Here is a 17980-nt window from a genome sequence, read left to right on the forward strand (position 1 = left end):
GCGAAGGCTTCCTCAATAAAATTGAGGAAGCCTTCGCATTTTTTTATGTATTATAGTTGTATTAGTTTTGGCGGTGTCTCGGATAATCTAAATCAATAACCACAACGCATCCCAGGTGTGAGCATAAAAATGTAAAGTATGTCCTTTAAATGATGGCTATTATAATGAAGGGGCAAAAAGCATATTCCATTAAGTTGGAACATGCTTTTTCTATTTTTCTTATTTGTATAAATTCCTATTAATATTGATAGAATCCTCTACCAGATTTTCTACCTAGTTGTCCACCTCTAACCATTTTTCGTAATAATGGATGAGGTCGATATTTTGAGTCACCGAATTCTTTATAAAGTACTTCCATAATGGAAAGGCATACATCATTTCCAATTAAGTCTGCTAGTGCAAGTGGGCCAATAGGATGGTTAGCCCCGTGAATCATCGCGGTATCAATATTTTCTGCTGTAGCAACACCTTCTGCAAGAATACCAACAGCTTCATTAATCATTGGGATTAATATTCTATTTACAACAAACCCTGGAGCTTCTTCAACCTGAACCGTTTTTTTTCCTAATTTCTCTGCTAGCTCGATAACCAGATTGTTTGTTTCTTCTGATGTCGTAATTCCTTTAATCACTTCAACTAATTTCATAACAGGAGCTGGATTGAAAAAGTGCATACCTATTACTTTATCTGGACGTTTTGTCGAGTTCGCAATTACTGTAATTGATAAAGAAGAAGTATTGGTAGCTAAAATGGCACCTTCATGAACTACTTCATCAAGTTGGGAAAAAACTTTTTTCTTTAATTCTAGGTTTTCTACTGCTGCTTCAATAACTAAGTCGACATCCTGGATATCTTGAATATCTGTTGAACCCGTAATATTAGCTAGAATGCTATCTCTTTCAGCTTCTGTCATTTTTCCTTTACTTACACTTCGATCTAAATTTTTTGTAATAAAAGAGAATCCTCTTTCGATAAATTTTTCATCAAGATCCCTCATCACTACTTGGTAACCTGCTTGAGCAATCGTTTGAACAATTCCTGATCCCATTACACCTGCACCAATTACGGCTATTTTCATTTGTAATTCCTCCCATACAGTCCTTAGCTGAAGAATATCATCTCTAAACTGAGACTACTGTCTAGCTACAAACGCCCTGCTCTTAACGTAACTTCCTTAAGCATAAGGAATACTTCGAAGCTTTTCTTCACAGAGTAAAGTCTATACTTTACTCAAGAGCGCTTTTACTTATCTATAAGTTTATTTAAAAGCTGGTTGTCTTTTTTCAAGAAATGCACTCATGCCTTCTTCTTGATCCTCTTCAGCAAAACATAAGGTAAAGACATCCTTCTCGACCTCGATTCCCGTGTCGATATCTGTTTCCACTCCCCGATTTATCGCTACTTTAGCGTAAGCCACTGCAGTAGAAGAAACAGAGGCAATCTTATTTGCTAGTTTTAAAGTTTCTTCCATTAATGATTCTGGGGCAACTACACGATTCACTAAACCGATACTTTTAGCCTCTTCTGCGTTTATCATATTTCCAGTGAAAATTAATTCTTTTGCCATGGCAGTTCCTATTAAACGTGGAAGTCTTTGTGTACCACCAAAACCAGGGGTAATTCCGAGCCCAACTTCTGGCTGTCCAAATTTCGCTTTTTCGGACGAAATGCGTATATCACAGCTAAGTGCTAATTCACAACCGCCGCCTAAGGCGAATCCATTAATCGCGGCAATAACTGGTTTCTCTAATAATTCCATTCTTCTAAAAAGATTTAATCCCAATGTACTGAACTTTCTTGCTTGTTTACTAGACATACCCTTCATTTCAGAAACATCAGCACCAGCAACAAAGGCTTTTCCTTCCCCTGTTAATACAATAACGCGAATTTCCTCATCATTTTCAACAAGTTCAAATACATCACTTAATTCATAAAGGACTTCTGAATTTAAAGCATTCAGTGCATCAGGCCGATTAATTTTGATTAAACCAACGTTTCCCGCTTTTTCATAAAGTAAATGTTGAAAAAACATGGTATTCACTCCCCCTATTCCGTATTCATTACAAATTTAGGAGAAGATACCTGCTTCGCACATCCTAAGAAGGTTGGTATCTCTTCCTTAATTCATTCACACTAACATGAATAGATTCTCGTTTTATTAGTGAAGCAATGTGAATCTATGAACTTTTCATAAAAAGATTGTAGAAAGACTACGCTAAAACAAGTGCACTAACATCCATTTCTGGAACATAATCAGGTATGAATAATTCTGCTTCTGTCATTTGGACAACTTCTTCTACCGTGACACCAGGAGCGACTTCTTTTAGAACAAGTCCTTCGTTTGTAACTTCCATAACAGCCTTATCTGTAATGATTAAGTCAACAACTTTTGCAGCTGATAAAGGTAAAGTACATTTCTTAAGAATTTTAGAATTCCCCTTCTTATCTGTATGCATTAATGAAACAATAACTCGTTTAGCTCCCACTAAAAGGTCCATTCCTCCACCCATTCCAGGTATGAACTTACCAGGAATTTTCCAGTTGGCAATATTCCCTTCCTGATCCACTTCTAATGCACCTAAAACCGTTGCGTCCACATGGCCCCCTCGTATGATGCCAAAGGATGTAGATAAATCAAAGGCAGAGGATCCTGGTAACATGGTGATTGGTTCACCACCAGAGTTACCTAAATCCGGGTCTGATTTGCCGCGTTGTGGTTTTGGTCCAAACAACAAGCCACCGTTTTCTGTTTGTAAAATTACCTTTATATGATTTGGAAGATAGTTAGCAGCCGCTGTTGGCATGCCAAATCCCAGATTTACAACCATTCCATCTTCAAATTCTTTTGCAATTCTTCTCGCTATTAATTCTCTAGTATCCATCATATTAGCCCCCTTATAATCTATTTGTTTCGGTCCAAAGATTTTCAAAGATTTCTTTTCTTTCTTCTAAAGTGTTACCTTGCACAATAATATCAACAAAGATTCCAGGTGTACCGACATGGTTATAATCGATTTCACCGATTTCCACAATTTCATCCACTTCTGCAATGACTAAATCAGCAGCTGTTGCCATAATTTGATTTGAATTGATTGATGTACCTCTATATAGAAGATTTCCAGCTCTATCTGCCTTGTGAGCTTTAATAATCGCCACGTCGGCTTTCAATGGAGGGAAAAGTAAATATTCCTGTCCATCTAATGTGATTTTCTTTCTACCTTCCTCAACTTCTGTACCTAGACCTGTTTTTGTCACGACAGCACCAAGTCCAGATCCACCTGCACGAATTTGTTCTGTCCAAGTTCCCATCGGAATGAGTTCCAGTTCTAATTCACCGTTATTGTATTGCTCGCTAATTTTCGGATCTGTTCCTATATGAGCGCCAATAAATTTCTTTATTTGTTTGTTTGCCGTGAGTTTACCAAGGTCATGGTTTCCACCAGGATAACCAGCAACGACGCTGATTAATGTTAAGTCTCGAATATTTCTTTCTGCAATCGCATCAACCATATTCAGTGGAGTACCTATTCCAAGAAATCCCCCAACCATGATCTTCATACCATGTTCTATTCTTTCAACTGCTTGATCAACTGTTTGTATGATCGCCATTTTGACTTACCTCCAATTAAGAAATAATTTTTTTGTTTTCAAATTCAGGATTTATCGGATTTTGCTTTTCTTTCCTTACTTTCATTACCATATACAAAGCAATGACAACTCCAATGATGTTCAAGACACTTGCTATAATATAAGCAGAAGAGTATAAGCCCCCGCTTGTTTCTTTGGCAACTGAAGCAATTCTTGGCCCTACGACAGCTGCGAGTCCAAACGCTGTGAAAATAATTCCATAGTTAATACCCAAGCTTTTTGATCCAAAATTATCGGCAGTTACGGAAGGCATGATACCCATAAATCCTCCGAAACTAAGCGCTATACTCATGGTTGCAATAAGAAACATTGGTAAATTTTGTGCTATATTTAAAACAAGTAACATAACTGCACTCAAGATGTACATGAAAACGATTGAATTATATCTGCCAATCTTATCGGAAACCCAACCCCAGAAAATTCTTCCGCATGTGTTTGCAAGCGCCACAATACTTACTGCCACTGCGGCTGTTTGCGGGCTAAGTCCAATTTGTTCCTGTCCGATTGGTGAGGCATGACCGATAATCATAAGTCCAGAAATTGTACCGATAGCATACATAATCCATAATACGTAGAACTTACCTGTTTTTAACATTTGTCCAGGTGTTAAATCATTTTTACTATTTGTATTTGATGTTGTTGTAGTAGCGACAGGTGGTTCCCAACCCTTAAGTTTCCAACCTGGTGCTGGTTGTTTAATAAAGAAGGAACTAAGGACGATGGCAACTAAAAAGACAACACCTAAAATTTTGAATGTAGTAAGAACGTCATACTGTCCAATCAAAGTTGCAGCTAGTGGGGCAAAAATAACAGCTCCAGAGCCAAATCCTGCAGCGGTTAATCCACCTGCTAAACCTCTTTTATCAGGGAACCATTTAACTGTGTTTGATACAGTACAACCATATACGGCTCCAATCCCAAATGCACCTAGTACGCCATAAGTTAGATAAAGTACCATCAGGGATGATGAAAAACCTGCTAAAAAGAATCCAGCGCCAAAGATGATACCACCAACTAAAGTGACCATTTTAGGACCTTTTGCATCGAGTATCTTACCACCTACAATCATAGCTATTGGTATGAGTGCTAAGTTTAATGTATAGGCTAGTGATGTCTCCGTTGTCCCCCATCCAAACTTAGTGATGAGTGGATTTTGGAATACACTCCATGCATAAGCTGAGCCTACACAGATATTCATAATTACACTTACGACTAAAATAAGCCAACGGTTAGGTTCTTTTTGATACATTGGTTTTACATTTTCCATAGTAGTGATCCTCCATAAAAGATTTTTTGGGATTTGCTAAAAAAAATTTCGCTTATCGAAACCGCTTACATTTCACATCCCTTTCTTCTCTTTCTTTTCTGGGTCTTACATACTCTAATAGTGCAGGAGTATATAATTAAGCTACAGGTTTATAGAAAACTGCAGGTATTAAGAGAATCCTTCATTACAGCAGTTACAATCTTTCGTAACGCTTTAATGGTAGAAGGTTTAAAATGTAACCGCCTTCATAAACGATTTTAGCGGACGATGGATGTCAAAAGTTTTAAATTCATTGTCTCTTGATTTTCAATTTTTTGTTTTACTTTTTTGCGGTTTTAGGTGTGCATATCAAAAAGTTTGTGAAATCATAAGCGAAAAATCACTATAATCTTCATTCATCATCTTTAAAACCTTACATCAGGTCACGAATTGTACAGCATTAAACGATTTTCTCTTTTCCCATAAATCACCTGATAAGCAAACCACATTATCTCAGGATAAATAAAAAAATCTTTTAAAATTTTTATCTGACTATTTTCAATTTTTTGCACTTAGTAATCTTCAAAATTCCTTTTATTAAAATGGAACACACTCCTCTTATTTTTAAATAGCTACAGTAAAATAGAAAAAGAGACCATCCCATTAATTGGTGGTCTCTGCAAAGGTAATCATATTCCGATATTCTTTTGGTGTCTGCCCTTCCTTCCGTTTAAAACTGGTTGCAAAATAGGCAGAGCTTGCAAATCCTGTTAGATTTGCAATGGTTTCAATGGGCATGGTTGTAATTTTGAGCAAATACTTGGCTTTTTCTATCCGATAGTTTGTTAGATATTCGACAAAATTCAGTCCTGTTTCTTCTTTAAATAAACGGCTGAAATAGGATGAACTGAGGTAGACCAGATCGGCTACTTCCTTAAGCTGTATTGGCTTTTGATAATTAAGATGGATATATTTTATGGCCGTCTGAATCGGATTACCAAGATCCGTTTCCATTTCTCCAACAGGAGGTTTCTCCTTCGTTTCCAAATAAGGAACGGAATGGAGCAATCTACCCGTATGTAGACGGTCAAGTGTCTGTACCAACTCCCCATTCGTAATAGGCTTTTGTAAATAAGCGGAAAATCCAGAATTGATACAAGCTAGGACGGTTTTGAACATTTGTAAATGGGTTATGACTATCACATGAAGCTCTGGATGGATTTCTTTTGCCTTTTTTCCGAATTCGATCCCATCCATGTCGAAAAGTGATAATTCCATTAAAAGAAAAGCGGGCTTCTTTTCTTTAATGACTTCAAGTCCTTTATTTGCTGTTTTTTCTTTACGAATAGGAAAATCCATATAAGGGCTTTTTTCAATTATCGATTGGACATTTCTCCATGTCTCTAGATCATCATCCACAATTAAGATTCCTTTCAAAAAAACACACCCCATTTCTAGTCATGTTATGTCAGGTAAGCAGTTTCTTATAACACTTCTTCGTACTTTCCATCCCTTAATTCGCGTCGTAATATTTTACCTGCACTATTTTTGGGAATATTTTTTACAAATATGTAATTACGTGGTCTCTTATAATTTGGAAGCCGTTCATCCATTTTACAAAAATAATCAAGCATTTGTGGAGTCAATTCTTGTTCATCTGTCACAATAAAGGCTGTCACAATCTGTCCGTACCTTTCATCATCCTCCCCAACAACGACAACCTCTTTTACACTTGGATGATCAATTAAAACCTTCTCGATTTCTTGTGGGTATATGTTTTCGCCACAGGAAATGATCATATCATCGGTTCGACCTACGACTTGAAGTTCACCTTCTTTATCAAGATAACCGACATCTCCTGTAAAGTACCAGCCATTATTGATGGATTTTTTTGTCGCATCAGGTCTGTTCCAATAGCCTTTAAAGGCTTCCGGTGAACTAATATCCACAAGTATTACTCCTACCTCACCTGATTCGGTCACCCAGTCAAAATGACTCTCCAATAAACGATTTAATTTAAGCAGTTTCAATCGACCATTGATACCTGCTTTTCCACAACTTCCTGGTTTGTTTCGAATATCCTGATTGATACTGAGTGTGAAAATCTCTGTACTTCCATAAAGATTAACAAAAAAGTCTGGATTCATCAGTTCATCGCACTTACTGATTAGTTTAGCGGGCATAGGACCGCCAGAATAAACAATTGAGTGAATCGAGGAAAAATCAAAAGTGTTTGCCTGTGGATAATTCACAATTTCGTGATACATCGTTGGCGTTAGAAACAGACAGCTAATCTCCTCTTCTACAATCAATTTGAGCGTATGATAAGTGTCGAAGCTTTGAACCGGAAAGTAAGCACCATTCAGATACGTCATGGCCAAAAGCGAACGAAGTCCAATAGTATGTGATAAAGATGGGATCCCTAGTGTTTTTTCAAATGTATGATAGTGACTATGAATAATATGGGCAATGGTAGCTGCATACTCATTTTTGTGGGAACGTGGCACACCTTTGGGTTTACCTGAAGTACCCGAGGTATATAAAATAACAGCTATGTCATCATCTTGTTCTGAAAAAGGTTCAACATTCGTGGTACCTTTTTTGACCAATTCTCCATAGCTAAAATCTCCTAATGAATCTTCCAGTCCAATTAACAAAGGACGTTCGCTAAACTTTTGGTTTAATATGAGATGTTTACTAGCATCTTCAAAAATGATGAATCTTGTTTCCAAATCATTCACACAGTAAAGAATTTCTTCTGTAGATGCTCGAAGATTGATTGGCGCAAAAATGGCACCTAGTTTTTGAACAGCCCAAAACACTACTACCGTTTCGATTCTATTTTTTAATAGGACCATAACGCGATCGCCCTGCTTCAAGCCGAGTCTATGCAAGGATGAAGCCACCTTGTCTACTTCATCTGACAGTCGTGAATAGCTCCATTTTCTAGTATCTTGGACAAGCGCCAGTTTGTCAGGATAGCGAGCTGTAGAAAACGAGAATAGTTGATATAAATTCAAAACAATCATGTCCTTTCTAATAAAGCATCTATTTAATCAATAAATATTATTCTCTTAAATATGAAAAGGTTTACATTAATCGATAAATGATAATTCTATAAATCTGTTTCTTTATTAAAAGGTCTTATTATTGAAACGGGTAATCCTAAGATAAAGTAAATGACTGACAAATACATAGCAAATATTAAAAAACATTTTCCAAAAATCAATAAAAGTTCTGTAAATAAAACTATAAATACTACTAAGAGTTATTGAAAAACGAATATTGAAAGAAAAGCATAAAATATTTTTGGAATTTAATTCATACCTTTCTAACCTTCGACTTCCCTTCATTATTAATAATTCCCTATATACACTAAATCTCCTTGTTTTCTAGAAAATGGACCGTTTGGAAACACTCCTTAAATAATTATAGACATATACGGACATTCCTTCAAATATTTGGAAGATAGTTCTGTATATTTCCATTTTCTTTTCCCTAATTGTTACACTTTCACCATATCATACTCTATTTTTATGAGGTTACTGGTTAATGGATTAGTTAAATCAATTACTTTTATTAGAGGTCTATCCTCTCCAGAAAGGCACTCTTTTATATCTTTTGATTCTTTGGAAAAATAATTTCAAAACATGTTCCCACTCCAACTTTGCTATGCACTTTTACTTTGCCATGATGTTTGTCAATAATCCATTTTGCAATAGCAAGCCCAAGACCAGCTCCCGCTCCTTCAGTCCTGGATTTGTCCACTTGAAAAAATCGATCAAATATTTTGGGTATATTCTCTTCGTCTATACCGGTGCCATTATCCTTTACTTTAATCAAAACGGTATGAGAGGTATGGGAACAAGAAATAAAAATTTTTCCTCCCTCTTTCGTCACCGCACCATCGGGTATGGGTCCTTTAACATAGCGACCCATAGGCCAAGAAGTATCCCAGAAAATATAAACACAGCTTACCAGTAAGTTTGTATCAGCCCAAGAGATTGAAACCCTACACCAAAAAAGGGGGGAATGAATATTCTCCTTTATTCATTCCCCTCCCTCTTTTTATTCAGTTCAAAAGCTATTATACTCTTATACTACAATCGATTATGCTAGAGAGTCCCTCTTATTTTAAGAAGTTCATAAAGTTAGAAAATGATGCTACTAGGTCTTGATAGTATCCTATCATTTTATCCTTAAAAGAGATTTGGTCGGATTCCTTATCTACCTCATTTTGACTCATTTGTTCTGTTTCAGTAGCCAAAATTTCTTCTTCATTTACTGTTTGTACTGATTCTTCAAGATCTGATACTGTATTTTCAACTGATTCTACGGTTTCTTGCTCTGATGTTTCTACGTCAGAAGGTTGATCTTCATTTTCTACAACGACTGGGCTTTCTAGATTTACGTCAGTATCATTTGTTAGATCTGTATTTGCGTTATCAACAGAGATGTCTTGGGATGTATCTGCCTCTAAAGTTGTTGTATCTGTTTCACCGGCATCAGCAGATATATCGGATACTACATCAATTGCTTCAACGTTTTCAGATTCTTCACTTGTTTGAGCTAAATTTTGTTCAATAAGGGATTTATAGTATCCAATGAGGCTTTGATAGCCATTAAAGATAAATTGATATGTTTCATCTACCCATGTACTAGAGTCATTTTCTGCTGTTGGTGCTTCTGTTTCGTCAACTGCTACGTCTTCTTCAACGGCTTCCGTACCTTCTTCTACTTGGCCATCTTCAGCTGCTGGTGCTTCTGTTTCTTCAACTGCTACTTCTTCTTTTACTGCTTCGTTACGTATTTGTAGAATTTTGCAACAAATGAAATTTTTATATAAACCCCAAACAAATCTATTCTAAGAAAATAATTACGCTTTCTATTTTGTCCTCTCTGATACTTTCCGTGTTTTTCCACCCCGTATAATTTAAATAAAAATGTCTAATTCCCCTTTACAAATAAAACCAGAAAGTAAAGATTATTAAAACAATATAAAATTTATTAAGTAATTTTTATATTTAAACATCTAATGGCATGCCTGTATTTGTCAAAATACACTCTTTACAACCTACATATACATCGCTTCTTGCAGAGGCGTTTGCAAAATGGAATGTGCAAGAATTAGAAGAAGAATATGCAAAAAGCGATGTCGTTCTAGGGACGGTTCGTACATTAAACGTCAATTTTGCAAAAACCTTTATTTATTATCTTTATCATGTAATGATTTTAAGGCATTCCGAAACTCTTTATCGTGCCTGGAATTTTCATCATTTTTCGTAGTATTATGAGCCTGTTGCATATAATGAAGTTCATTATCCAATTGGATTCCAACTTTTTCTACTTGTATGGCAGCTACATGTTCCCTCTCTCTTTTTTGCTCAATGCTTATGAAGGCAATAATAATAGCCAATGAGACAACAAAGTAAATAGATAAGGCCCATAATGCTTCACTTAGCCCTGCTTGCATTCTTCCTTGATAATATAGTAGCGCTCTCATACCATCTACCATATATCTAGTAGGTAAAATAAAACTAAAAAGGCGATGAACCGGTGGCAAGGTCGAAAGGGGGAAGGCTCCACCACTTGAAAAAATCCCCATAAAATTGATTGGGAACATCACCAAAATTCCCCAGCCGCCTAATAATAATGCAACAGCCTTAAATAAGAAGAGCATGGTTAAGCAACAGAAAAAGGAAAACAGGAAAATATACCAAATGCTAGAAGCATGTGTACTACCAAAAAATCCAAATACCGACAATTGCAAAATAACGGAGCCAAAAAATGCTAATAAGATCGCCAATATCAATGCGGATGCAAGAATTTGCGACTCAGGTAAAGGGGAGCCCTTCTTTCTAAGAATCCCATTGCTCTTCACAAGGTACCCACGAATCATATTGGCTCCCACCAACCCTGTTATAGAAGCAATGATGCTCATCACGAATGGAGTCATACCTTTATTTAAATTGACCGACAGCCCCAGTACATTTTTCGTGGTAAATTGTACTGGTCGATCTAATAAAGATGCGCTCATAGGCGATACAGTAGTCCCTTTTTGGATTAATTCACTTTTAAAGTGACTGCTAATCCCATTCGAAGTGGCTTTTACAACTGTTTGTAATGTATTGCTTGCAATCAAGGAAGCTGATTGGCCAACCCCTTCATTCAATAAAATGCCTAATTTTGCCGGTTTTCCAAATCCTTTTCCGGATATAAGTAATTCATGTACTTGGGAAAGCTGTACAGAATAATCAGCAGGAATCACTAATGCACCATATGCTTTATTATCTTTTAAATCGCTCACTGCCATATCCTTCGTTTTCACTACATCCCATTTAAAGGAATTTCCATTTTGCGCTTCAATCAGATTTAATAAAATTGCATCTCCCGCCTTGCCCTTATCTTCGTTCACAATAATTAAAGGGACATCTGTTAAATTTTGATTCGAACCTCCAAAGACAGGTATGTAAACTGCCACCATAACCAACATGAGTAATAAAATACACCAAATAGGAAACCAAGTAGAACTCAACTTAAACAAACGTTTCACGGTGTTATTCCCCTTATTTTGAAATTACTTTATTATCATTAGTTATTTGCTTTATTAAATGAGAATATTAAAAAGGAGAATTAATAATTTTTATGATCGTAGCCAATGGAAACCCTTGTAAGTGCTATCTCTATTATTTTGGAACAGTTGAGTTACCTCTTTAAAAAGGATAGTATATAGTTTGGGATATATCTAGGAAGGAGACAACATGGATAAGCGTATTTATTTTTTAATGATCATAGCCTTTATTATAGGTCTGGTCGAACTGATCATTAGCGGGATTTTAGATTTGATTGCAGAGGATTTACATGTAAGCATCGGCCAAGCCGGTTTGCTAATCACTGTTTTTGCTGTCATTTTTGCAGTTGCAGCACCAATTTTACTTGTCATGACAGCTAAAATAGAAAGAAAACGGCTAACATTAGTTTGTTTGTACATCTTTTTAATTGGCTGTATCGTAACCGTATTTTCACCTACTTTTTCTATTTTGTTTATAGGTAGAATCATTTTAGCGTTAAGTGGAGCGCTATTAATCATATTGTGTTTAGTTATGGCTCCAAGCTTAGTAGGAGAACAGTTTAAAGGCAGGGCCATTGGGATCGTCTCTGTGGGAGTAAGTGCTTCGTTAGTTTTAGGGGTACCGCTTGGGCTTATCATCGGAGATCGTTTTGGCTGGAGAGCTCCTTTCGTACTTATAACGATATTAACAGCATTATCAATTATTGGCGTTCATGTATTAATGGGAAGTATACAACCGAAACCTCAAATTCCGTTGAGGCAGCAGCTTGCAACATTAAAAAATACCAAAATCACTTTAGGGCTGACAACGACATTCCTCTATATGACAGGCCATACAATTATGTATGCCTATTTTAAGCCTTATTTAGAATCAACCTCTGATTTTAATGCTACTTGGATTAGTGTTATCTATTTCATTTTTGGTTTTTCTGCTGTAGTCGGTGGAGGTCTTGGCGGTGTAATGGCAGATTTATGGGGATCAAGAAAAACAATGGTTATTGCCCTAGTCGTTTTTAGTGCTATATTCTTTATTTTTCCATATTCAACAGATTTCTTTCCAGTATTCCTCACCATCATTATCATTTGGGGGATCCTCAGTTGGGCGATTTCACCAGCCATGCAATCTTATTTAATTGAAATAGCGCCTGAATCATCGGAAATTCAGCAAAGCTTGAATAATTCAGCTCTTCATTTAGGTGTCGCTGTTGGTTCAGTGATTGGAGCTGGAATTGTAGATACACTTTCAGTCGAAGTAAATCCATTTGCAGGTGGAATATTCATCATCTTATCATTCATTACTGTCGTCATTTCTATTAGCAATAAGAAAAAGACTTCTTATAAACCAAAGAGCGCAATTTGAGTTATCTCAAGTTGCGCTCTTTTAATGTATATTTCTTTTCCTATTTAAAGAAATCTATTTCAATTTCATTTTTTCGTGGTTCACGTTTGAAGAGATATTCACCGTTGCGAATGGATGCCAGTACTTCTGCACGTTCACGAATTGCTTCATAAGCATCTTGTGCATCTAAAACGATAAAGTTAGCAGGCTTTCCAGCTTCAATACCATACTCATCGTTCACTCTCATAATGTTTGCTCCGTGGTATGTGATCAAGTCAAACGCCCTATTGATTTCATCAATGTGTGTGTAATGAGCTAAATGAATCCCGTTGTCTAAAATATTCATCATGTTCCCATTTCCTAATGGATACCAATAATCTGCAATTGAATCCTGGGCAAACGCGACATTATTTCCGTTATTTAATAACTCTTTAACTCGTGTTAGGCCACGACGTTTCGGATAAGTATCGCCACGTCCTTGTAAATGTGCGTTTTCGGTTGGGCAAGAAATAAAGCTAATTTGTGATTCTTTAAATAAACCTAACATTTTATTTGCATAACTGTTTTCTACTGAACCAAAGCTGCATGTATGGCTTGCTGTGGTGTATGTACCATAGTCTTTTTCCATCACAAGCGCGTTTAACACTTCTAAAAATCGACTATTTGGGTCGTCGTTCTCATCACAGTGAATATCAATCATGACGTTATATTTTATTGCTATGTCTACAATACGTTTTAATGATTCAACACCATGCTCATATGAGATTTCAAAGTGAGGGATTCCTCCTGCTACGTCAGCCCCCATTTTAAGTGCCTCTTCCATTAATTGTTCTGCACCTTTATATCGAAAGAATCCTTCTTGAGGAAATGCTACAAGTTGTAATGTAACGATATCTTTCAGTTCTTCACGGAGTTTAATTAAAGCTTTCATCCCTGTTAAATTGGGATCCGTAATATCTACATGTGAACGAATAAATTGTACCCCTTTACTCACTTCTTTTTGAATCCCTTTAATCGCACGGTCCCGTACTAATTCTTCTGTCAATGACTTCTTATTATCACTCCAACGCTGGATACCTTCAAATAACGTACCTGAAACATTTGCATTTCCTTCGCCTAGCCCTGAAAAGATATAATCTAGGTGTAAATGAGGATCAACATAAGGTGGCAACACGAAACGGCCATTTAAATCTATTACTTCAGCAGCGTTTTCTAAATCATTACCTATTGCTTTAAATTGACCGTTTTCTACTAAAATTTCGTGAGATTCCTGGTCTCCATATATCGTCGCATTAATAAATTTTTTCATCAATACATGACTCCTTTAAAGTGTATTACTATAACGCTTTAGTCCTATCTATTGATTCTATCAAATAGTATCAATAATACCTGTTACATTAACTATTATACCAAATGCAAGAAGAGATAAATCATCGCGTCTTATTTCAAAACGGTACGACTGCCTAAATAGAAATTAAACGCTTAGGGCATACAGACATTAACACAAACATGAATATTTACGCTCATATGACCGCCAATATAAAAAAAAGACCTCCCACCAGTTCAGTAAACTGATGCAAGTCCTTCTCTAAAGCTCAATGAATTTAAAAAAGATGACTCCTATTCAATATAGGAATCATCTTTTAGTTGAATAATCTCTTTTCTATAGTTTCCTTGACAAAGATGCCAGTTTAAAACCTGTCCACTTGTTTTTATTTCTACTTATTTGTATTATTCTTACCTTCTACTTAACAGATTGCAGTTCACAACACGCCTTGTTTTCGTTCACATTTTGCAACACTTCACTAATTCGTTTTAGTCCCTCTGTTAAAATTGATCTTGGACATGCCAGATTAAGACGAATGTAGCCATCTGAATTGGAGACAAACATATTTCCTCCTTCTAGAAGGACTCCAGCGTTGTTGGCAAAATATAGTGGTAAGTTTTCTTCGTTAGGCAAATATGCACTGATATTAACCCAAGCAAGATAAGTTGCTTCGGGAATACGATATACAGCTTCAGGTAAATGTTGCTCTAAATATTGCTTCGTAAAGTCAAAATTGTCATCTAGATAGTCCTTTAATTGGTTGAGCCAGTCATGACCATGCTCATAAGCAGCTTGCGTTGCTGCAATGCTTAGCGGATTTTCAGTATCATTATGTAGAGCCTTCCATACGCCTCTAATTTCATCATTTGGAATAATGATATTGGAGAACATTAACCCAGCTAGATTAAATGTTTTGCTTGCAGACATGCAAGTAATGATTCTATCTGTTTCTGGGAATAACTTTGCCAAAGGAGTATGTGTCATTTCATTTCTAAGCAAGTCACAATGAATTTCATCTGAAATAATAGTTAGATTATTCTCAAGGCAAATGTCGCCAAATCGCTTTAATTCCTCAGTTGTCCACACACGTCCTGTTGGGTTATGAGGATTACAGAAAATACATAAAGTAACTTTTTCATCCTTCGCTTTCGCTTCTAAATCATCAAAATCCATTGTATAGTACCCATCTTGGTTCACTAGATCAGATGTTACCAATTCAATATTATGGAAATCTACAGCATACTTGAAATACGCATAAGATGGCGTAACGATTAAAACCTTCTCGTCTGGTTTGCAAATATATCCCACCAACTCAAACAATGCGGGAACAATTCCGTGCGAAAATACCAAGTGCTCTTTTTCAAAAGTCCAGTCATAATGGTGCTTCGTCCAATTGGAGAAAGCATGATAATAGTTTGGATCAAATACCTTTGTATAGCCAAAAATCCGTTGATCTGCACGGTCTTTGATGGCTTGGATCACTTCAGGAGGTGCAGCAAACTCCATATCAGCTACCCACATACGAATAAATTCTTCATCTTTGTATGGGAAAACCATGTCTTTTGTTGCTTTAAAAATATATTCCCTAAAGCCGTCTGTGTTCATGGCATTTGTGCCTTTACGTTCAATAATTTCGTCAAAATTGTATTTCACTTTTTTCACTCCTTAAAAGTTTCTTCATATAGAAGGAGGACACTTGATCCCCCTTCCGAAAAGTCCAAACCGCCACTTATTTTTTACCAAGATGAGAGGATCGGAGAAAGAATTAAAAGCACACCAATAAAAGTAATTAAGATTAAAGATGGTTTTCTGTATTTTGCTAAAAATGGCACTTTGCATACTAGATAAACAGGAATAATACAGGCAACTAAAGCGATAATCGCCCCTGAATATTTAAATAGGAGTAGGATTGGCAGATTCAACGCAACAACTCCCCATGCAAGAAGGATTGCAAAAACAATTATACCATTGGATAATACCTTTTTATTAATGCGCTCTTCCGGCATAAAACGGGTAAGGATATTAATGACAATCCCTTGGCTTGATTCCTTGAATCCTAGGAATATACCGAAAAACGCAGTCATGACGGCAAAAATATTTAAGACAAAACTAAGTATTTTAAGCCAATTGCCATCATTCCCTTGTGCTGCCATCGCCAGTGCTGAAATATTTTGCTCAGCTGCCATAACAGCCTGTTCATGTGACATTGAAAGGTTGAAAGATACCGCATAGAAAAAGACCGAAAAGAACAGAACCCAGAAGGCAATTTTCATAGCTCGATGTGCTTTAAAACGAGCTACTTCAATGGATTTATTATGCGAACGATAAGAAATAACCATTGGACTTAAGCTTTGGACAAATAGGATGGAAAATACAGTAAACGGCATCATGATAATGGTTTGCTTTACTAAGTAACCTAAATCCGGAAATGCTCCGATATTGGCAAAATCCCAATGTTGAATCATCACGACTCCCAAAACAACGACTACACCTAACTTGACAAGTACCATGCCTGAAGAGATTTTAAAAAGCAACTTTTCGCCACGGGATGCTAATGCAACTAGAATACAGATAAGCGCTAATCCATAAAAAGGATTGGTTGATAATACCGTTTCCGTTACACCAAATGAATGTAAAAAGGAGGCGCTATCATTTGTTATAGCAAGTGAATAGGAGAACAGCCCCACTACAATCATTAAAAAGTATAAGAGTCCTAACAAAAAGCCCCAGTTCTTCCCTAAGTAATTACTGATAACACTAGGATAATCCCCACCTTTTGGAGACTCTGCTAACGTATTAATAAATAATTTTTGTAATAAGAATAAAGCGGGATACGCAATAACAGACGATAATAGAAAAACCCATAAACCAACCAAACCAATTTGTACAGGTAAGAATACAATCCCTGCACCAATTGCCATCCCAATACTCATAATAACCCAGCCCCAATCGGTGCTGTCAAACTTGGTCACTGCTTTCCATTCTGCTTCGGTCATCTCCGCACGTGACCTAGTTTTTGCCATGGGACTTTCCTCTACCAATTTAATTTCGTCTATCATGTATGAAGCCTCCTTTTTTGGTTTGCAATAGAGCTTATATGAAAACGCCTTTTAAATGTTCCATTTTTTTATCTAGTTAAATGAATAAAACTTTTATTAAATATTCAATAGATTCTAGCCTTCTAAGTATATTAAAACTATAATTCCAACAATCCTTTTTTACCATATCCGTCCGAACACTTGTATTAAGCCAATCACCCCTTTCGGTGAAGCGTTTTCAAAAGAGTTTAATAAATAAAGACGGTTCGTGTATCTAAAATTTAACCAAAGGCATCGGGTCTATCACTCAACTAAATTAAAAAATTTAAATAATTAGGAAAATGATAGAACTATTCTTATATCTAGACTTGGGCAATTGCCTCAACTTCTATCAATGCACCTTTTGGTAATGCTGCAACCTGGAACGCTGATCTAGCTGGGTAAGGGCTTTCAAAAAATCTACTATAAATTTCATTTACTGTATTGAAATCCTTAATATCACTCAAAAAAACAGTTGTTTTTACAATCGCAGACATATCTAAGTTTAGTTCTTCTAATAGTGCCCTTAAGTTTTGCAAAGACTGTTTTGCTTGATCATCAATGTTGTTAGATACAATAGCATTTGTATTTGGATCGATTGGTAGTTGACCGGAAATAAATAAAAGATTACCAGATTTCCTGTAGGAAGAATAAGGACCGACTGCTTTAATTGTATTTTCCATGCTAAGCACTTCCTTGTATGTTTTTTATTACTATAATAATAGTTTATTATCATATTCTTCAAAAAGCAATTACTTTTTGATAAAAATTT

At 36.2% G+C, this 17980-nt stretch carries 13 protein-coding genes and 1 pseudogene; 1 reads left to right on the plus strand and 13 read right to left on the minus strand.

What is annotated here, in order from left to right; genetic code table 11:
* Positions 1 to 238 precede the first annotated feature (238 nt).
* The 9 genes and pseudogenes from V7124_RS25720 to V7124_RS25760 form a co-directional block, all read right to left on the minus strand.
* The gene (locus V7124_RS25720; protein ID WP_335494731.1) at positions 239 to 1078 is read right to left on the minus strand and encodes a 3-hydroxybutyryl-CoA dehydrogenase; all 840 of its coding nucleotides are present in this window, start codon (positions 1076 to 1078) and stop codon (positions 239 to 241) included.
* Positions 1079 to 1258: 180 nt separating this feature from the next.
* Entirely contained in the window at positions 1259 to 2032 is a 774-nt protein-coding gene (locus tag V7124_RS25725; RefSeq protein ID WP_335419902.1) for a short-chain-enoyl-CoA hydratase, read from the minus strand.
* Positions 2033 to 2210: 178 nt separating this feature from the next.
* A complete protein-coding gene (locus tag V7124_RS25730; RefSeq protein WP_335419898.1) occupies positions 2211 to 2882 on the minus strand; it encodes a 3-oxoacid CoA-transferase subunit B in 672 nt (223 codons plus the stop codon).
* A gap of 13 nt (positions 2883 to 2895) precedes the next feature.
* A complete protein-coding gene (locus tag V7124_RS25735; protein WP_335419895.1) occupies positions 2896 to 3609 on the minus strand; it encodes a CoA transferase subunit A in 714 nt (237 codons plus the stop codon).
* 16 nt (positions 3610 to 3625) lie between these two features.
* Entirely contained in the window at positions 3626 to 4915 is a 1290-nt protein-coding gene (locus tag V7124_RS25740) for an L-lactate MFS transporter (protein ID WP_335419892.1), read from the minus strand.
* A 642-nt stretch (positions 4916 to 5557) separates the two neighbouring features.
* Positions 5558 to 6331 carry a response regulator transcription factor gene (locus V7124_RS25745; protein WP_335419889.1) on the minus strand — a complete coding sequence of 258 codons (774 nt, stop codon included), beginning with the start codon at positions 6329 to 6331 and terminating at the stop codon, positions 5558 to 5560.
* Between the two features lie 47 nt (positions 6332 to 6378).
* Positions 6379 to 7914 (minus strand): class I adenylate-forming enzyme family protein, encoded by a 1536-nt coding sequence (locus V7124_RS25750; RefSeq protein WP_335419885.1) that lies wholly within the window; start codon positions 7912 to 7914, stop codon positions 6379 to 6381.
* Positions 7915 to 8506: 592 nt separating this feature from the next.
* A pseudogene (locus tag V7124_RS25755) lies at positions 8507 to 8791 on the minus strand (sensor histidine kinase); the annotation flags it as partial.
* A gap of 1306 nt (positions 8792 to 10097) precedes the next feature.
* Positions 10098 to 11447 carry a YhgE/Pip domain-containing protein gene (locus V7124_RS25760; protein ID WP_335418752.1) on the minus strand — a complete coding sequence of 450 codons (1350 nt, stop codon included), beginning with the start codon at positions 11445 to 11447 and terminating at the stop codon, positions 10098 to 10100.
* Positions 11448 to 11655: 208 nt separating this feature from the next.
* Here V7124_RS25760 and V7124_RS25765 point away from each other — a divergent pair, with 208 nt between their 5' ends.
* On the plus strand, positions 11656 to 12825 hold the full coding sequence (locus V7124_RS25765; protein WP_335418756.1) for an MFS transporter: 1170 nt from the start codon (positions 11656 to 11658) through the stop codon (positions 12823 to 12825).
* A gap of 40 nt (positions 12826 to 12865) precedes the next feature.
* Here V7124_RS25765 and V7124_RS25770 read toward each other — a convergent pair whose 3' ends face one another.
* From V7124_RS25770 to V7124_RS25785, 4 genes are all read right to left on the minus strand, one after another.
* A complete protein-coding gene (locus tag V7124_RS25770) occupies positions 12866 to 14113 on the minus strand; it encodes an amidohydrolase family protein (RefSeq protein WP_335418760.1) in 1248 nt (415 codons plus the stop codon).
* Positions 14114 to 14548: 435 nt separating this feature from the next.
* The gene (locus V7124_RS25775; RefSeq protein ID WP_335494734.1) at positions 14549 to 15784 is read right to left on the minus strand and encodes a MalY/PatB family protein; all 1236 of its coding nucleotides are present in this window, start codon (positions 15782 to 15784) and stop codon (positions 14549 to 14551) included.
* A gap of 83 nt (positions 15785 to 15867) precedes the next feature.
* Entirely contained in the window at positions 15868 to 17190 is a 1323-nt protein-coding gene (locus V7124_RS25780; protein ID WP_335494738.1) for an aromatic amino acid transport family protein, read from the minus strand.
* 341 nt (positions 17191 to 17531) lie between these two features.
* Positions 17532 to 17891 (minus strand): Rid family detoxifying hydrolase, encoded by a 360-nt coding sequence (locus V7124_RS25785; RefSeq protein WP_335494742.1) that lies wholly within the window; start codon positions 17889 to 17891, stop codon positions 17532 to 17534.
* Positions 17892 to 17980 lie beyond the last annotated feature (89 nt).

This window comes from Neobacillus niacini (assembly GCF_036961885.1).
Classification (GTDB): domain Bacteria; phylum Bacillota; class Bacilli; order Bacillales; family Cytobacillaceae; genus Neobacillus; species Neobacillus niacini_H.

What these genes read in the sequence shown, in the direction of transcription:
- V7124_RS25785 (WP_335494742.1), bottom strand. Translation starts at nt 17,891, where the DNA reads ATGGAAAATACAATTAAAGCAGTCGGTCCTTATTCTTCCTACAGGAAA.
- V7124_RS25735 (WP_335419895.1), bottom strand. Translation starts at nt 3,609, where the DNA reads ATGGCGATCATACAAACAGTTGATCAAGCAGTTGAAAGAATAGAACAT.
- V7124_RS25720 (WP_335494731.1), bottom strand. Translation starts at nt 1,078, where the DNA reads ATGAAAATAGCCGTAATTGGTGCAGGTGTAATGGGATCAGGAATTGTT.
- V7124_RS25765 (WP_335418756.1), top strand. Translation starts at nt 11,656, where the DNA reads ATGGATAAGCGTATTTATTTTTTAATGATCATAGCCTTTATTATAGGT.
- V7124_RS25725 (WP_335419902.1), bottom strand. Translation starts at nt 2,032, where the DNA reads ATGTTTTTTCAACATTTACTTTATGAAAAAGCGGGAAACGTTGGTTTA.
- V7124_RS25730 (WP_335419898.1), bottom strand. Translation starts at nt 2,882, where the DNA reads ATGGATACTAGAGAATTAATAGCGAGAAGAATTGCAAAAGAATTTGAA.
- V7124_RS25780 (WP_335494738.1), bottom strand. Translation starts at nt 17,190, where the DNA reads ATGATAGACGAAATTAAATTGGTAGAGGAAAGTCCCATGGCAAAAACT.
- V7124_RS25770 (WP_335418760.1), bottom strand. Translation starts at nt 14,113, where the DNA reads ATGAAAAAATTTATTAATGCGACGATATATGGAGACCAGGAATCTCAC.
- V7124_RS25740 (WP_335419892.1), bottom strand. Translation starts at nt 4,915, where the DNA reads ATGGAAAATGTAAAACCAATGTATCAAAAAGAACCTAACCGTTGGCTT.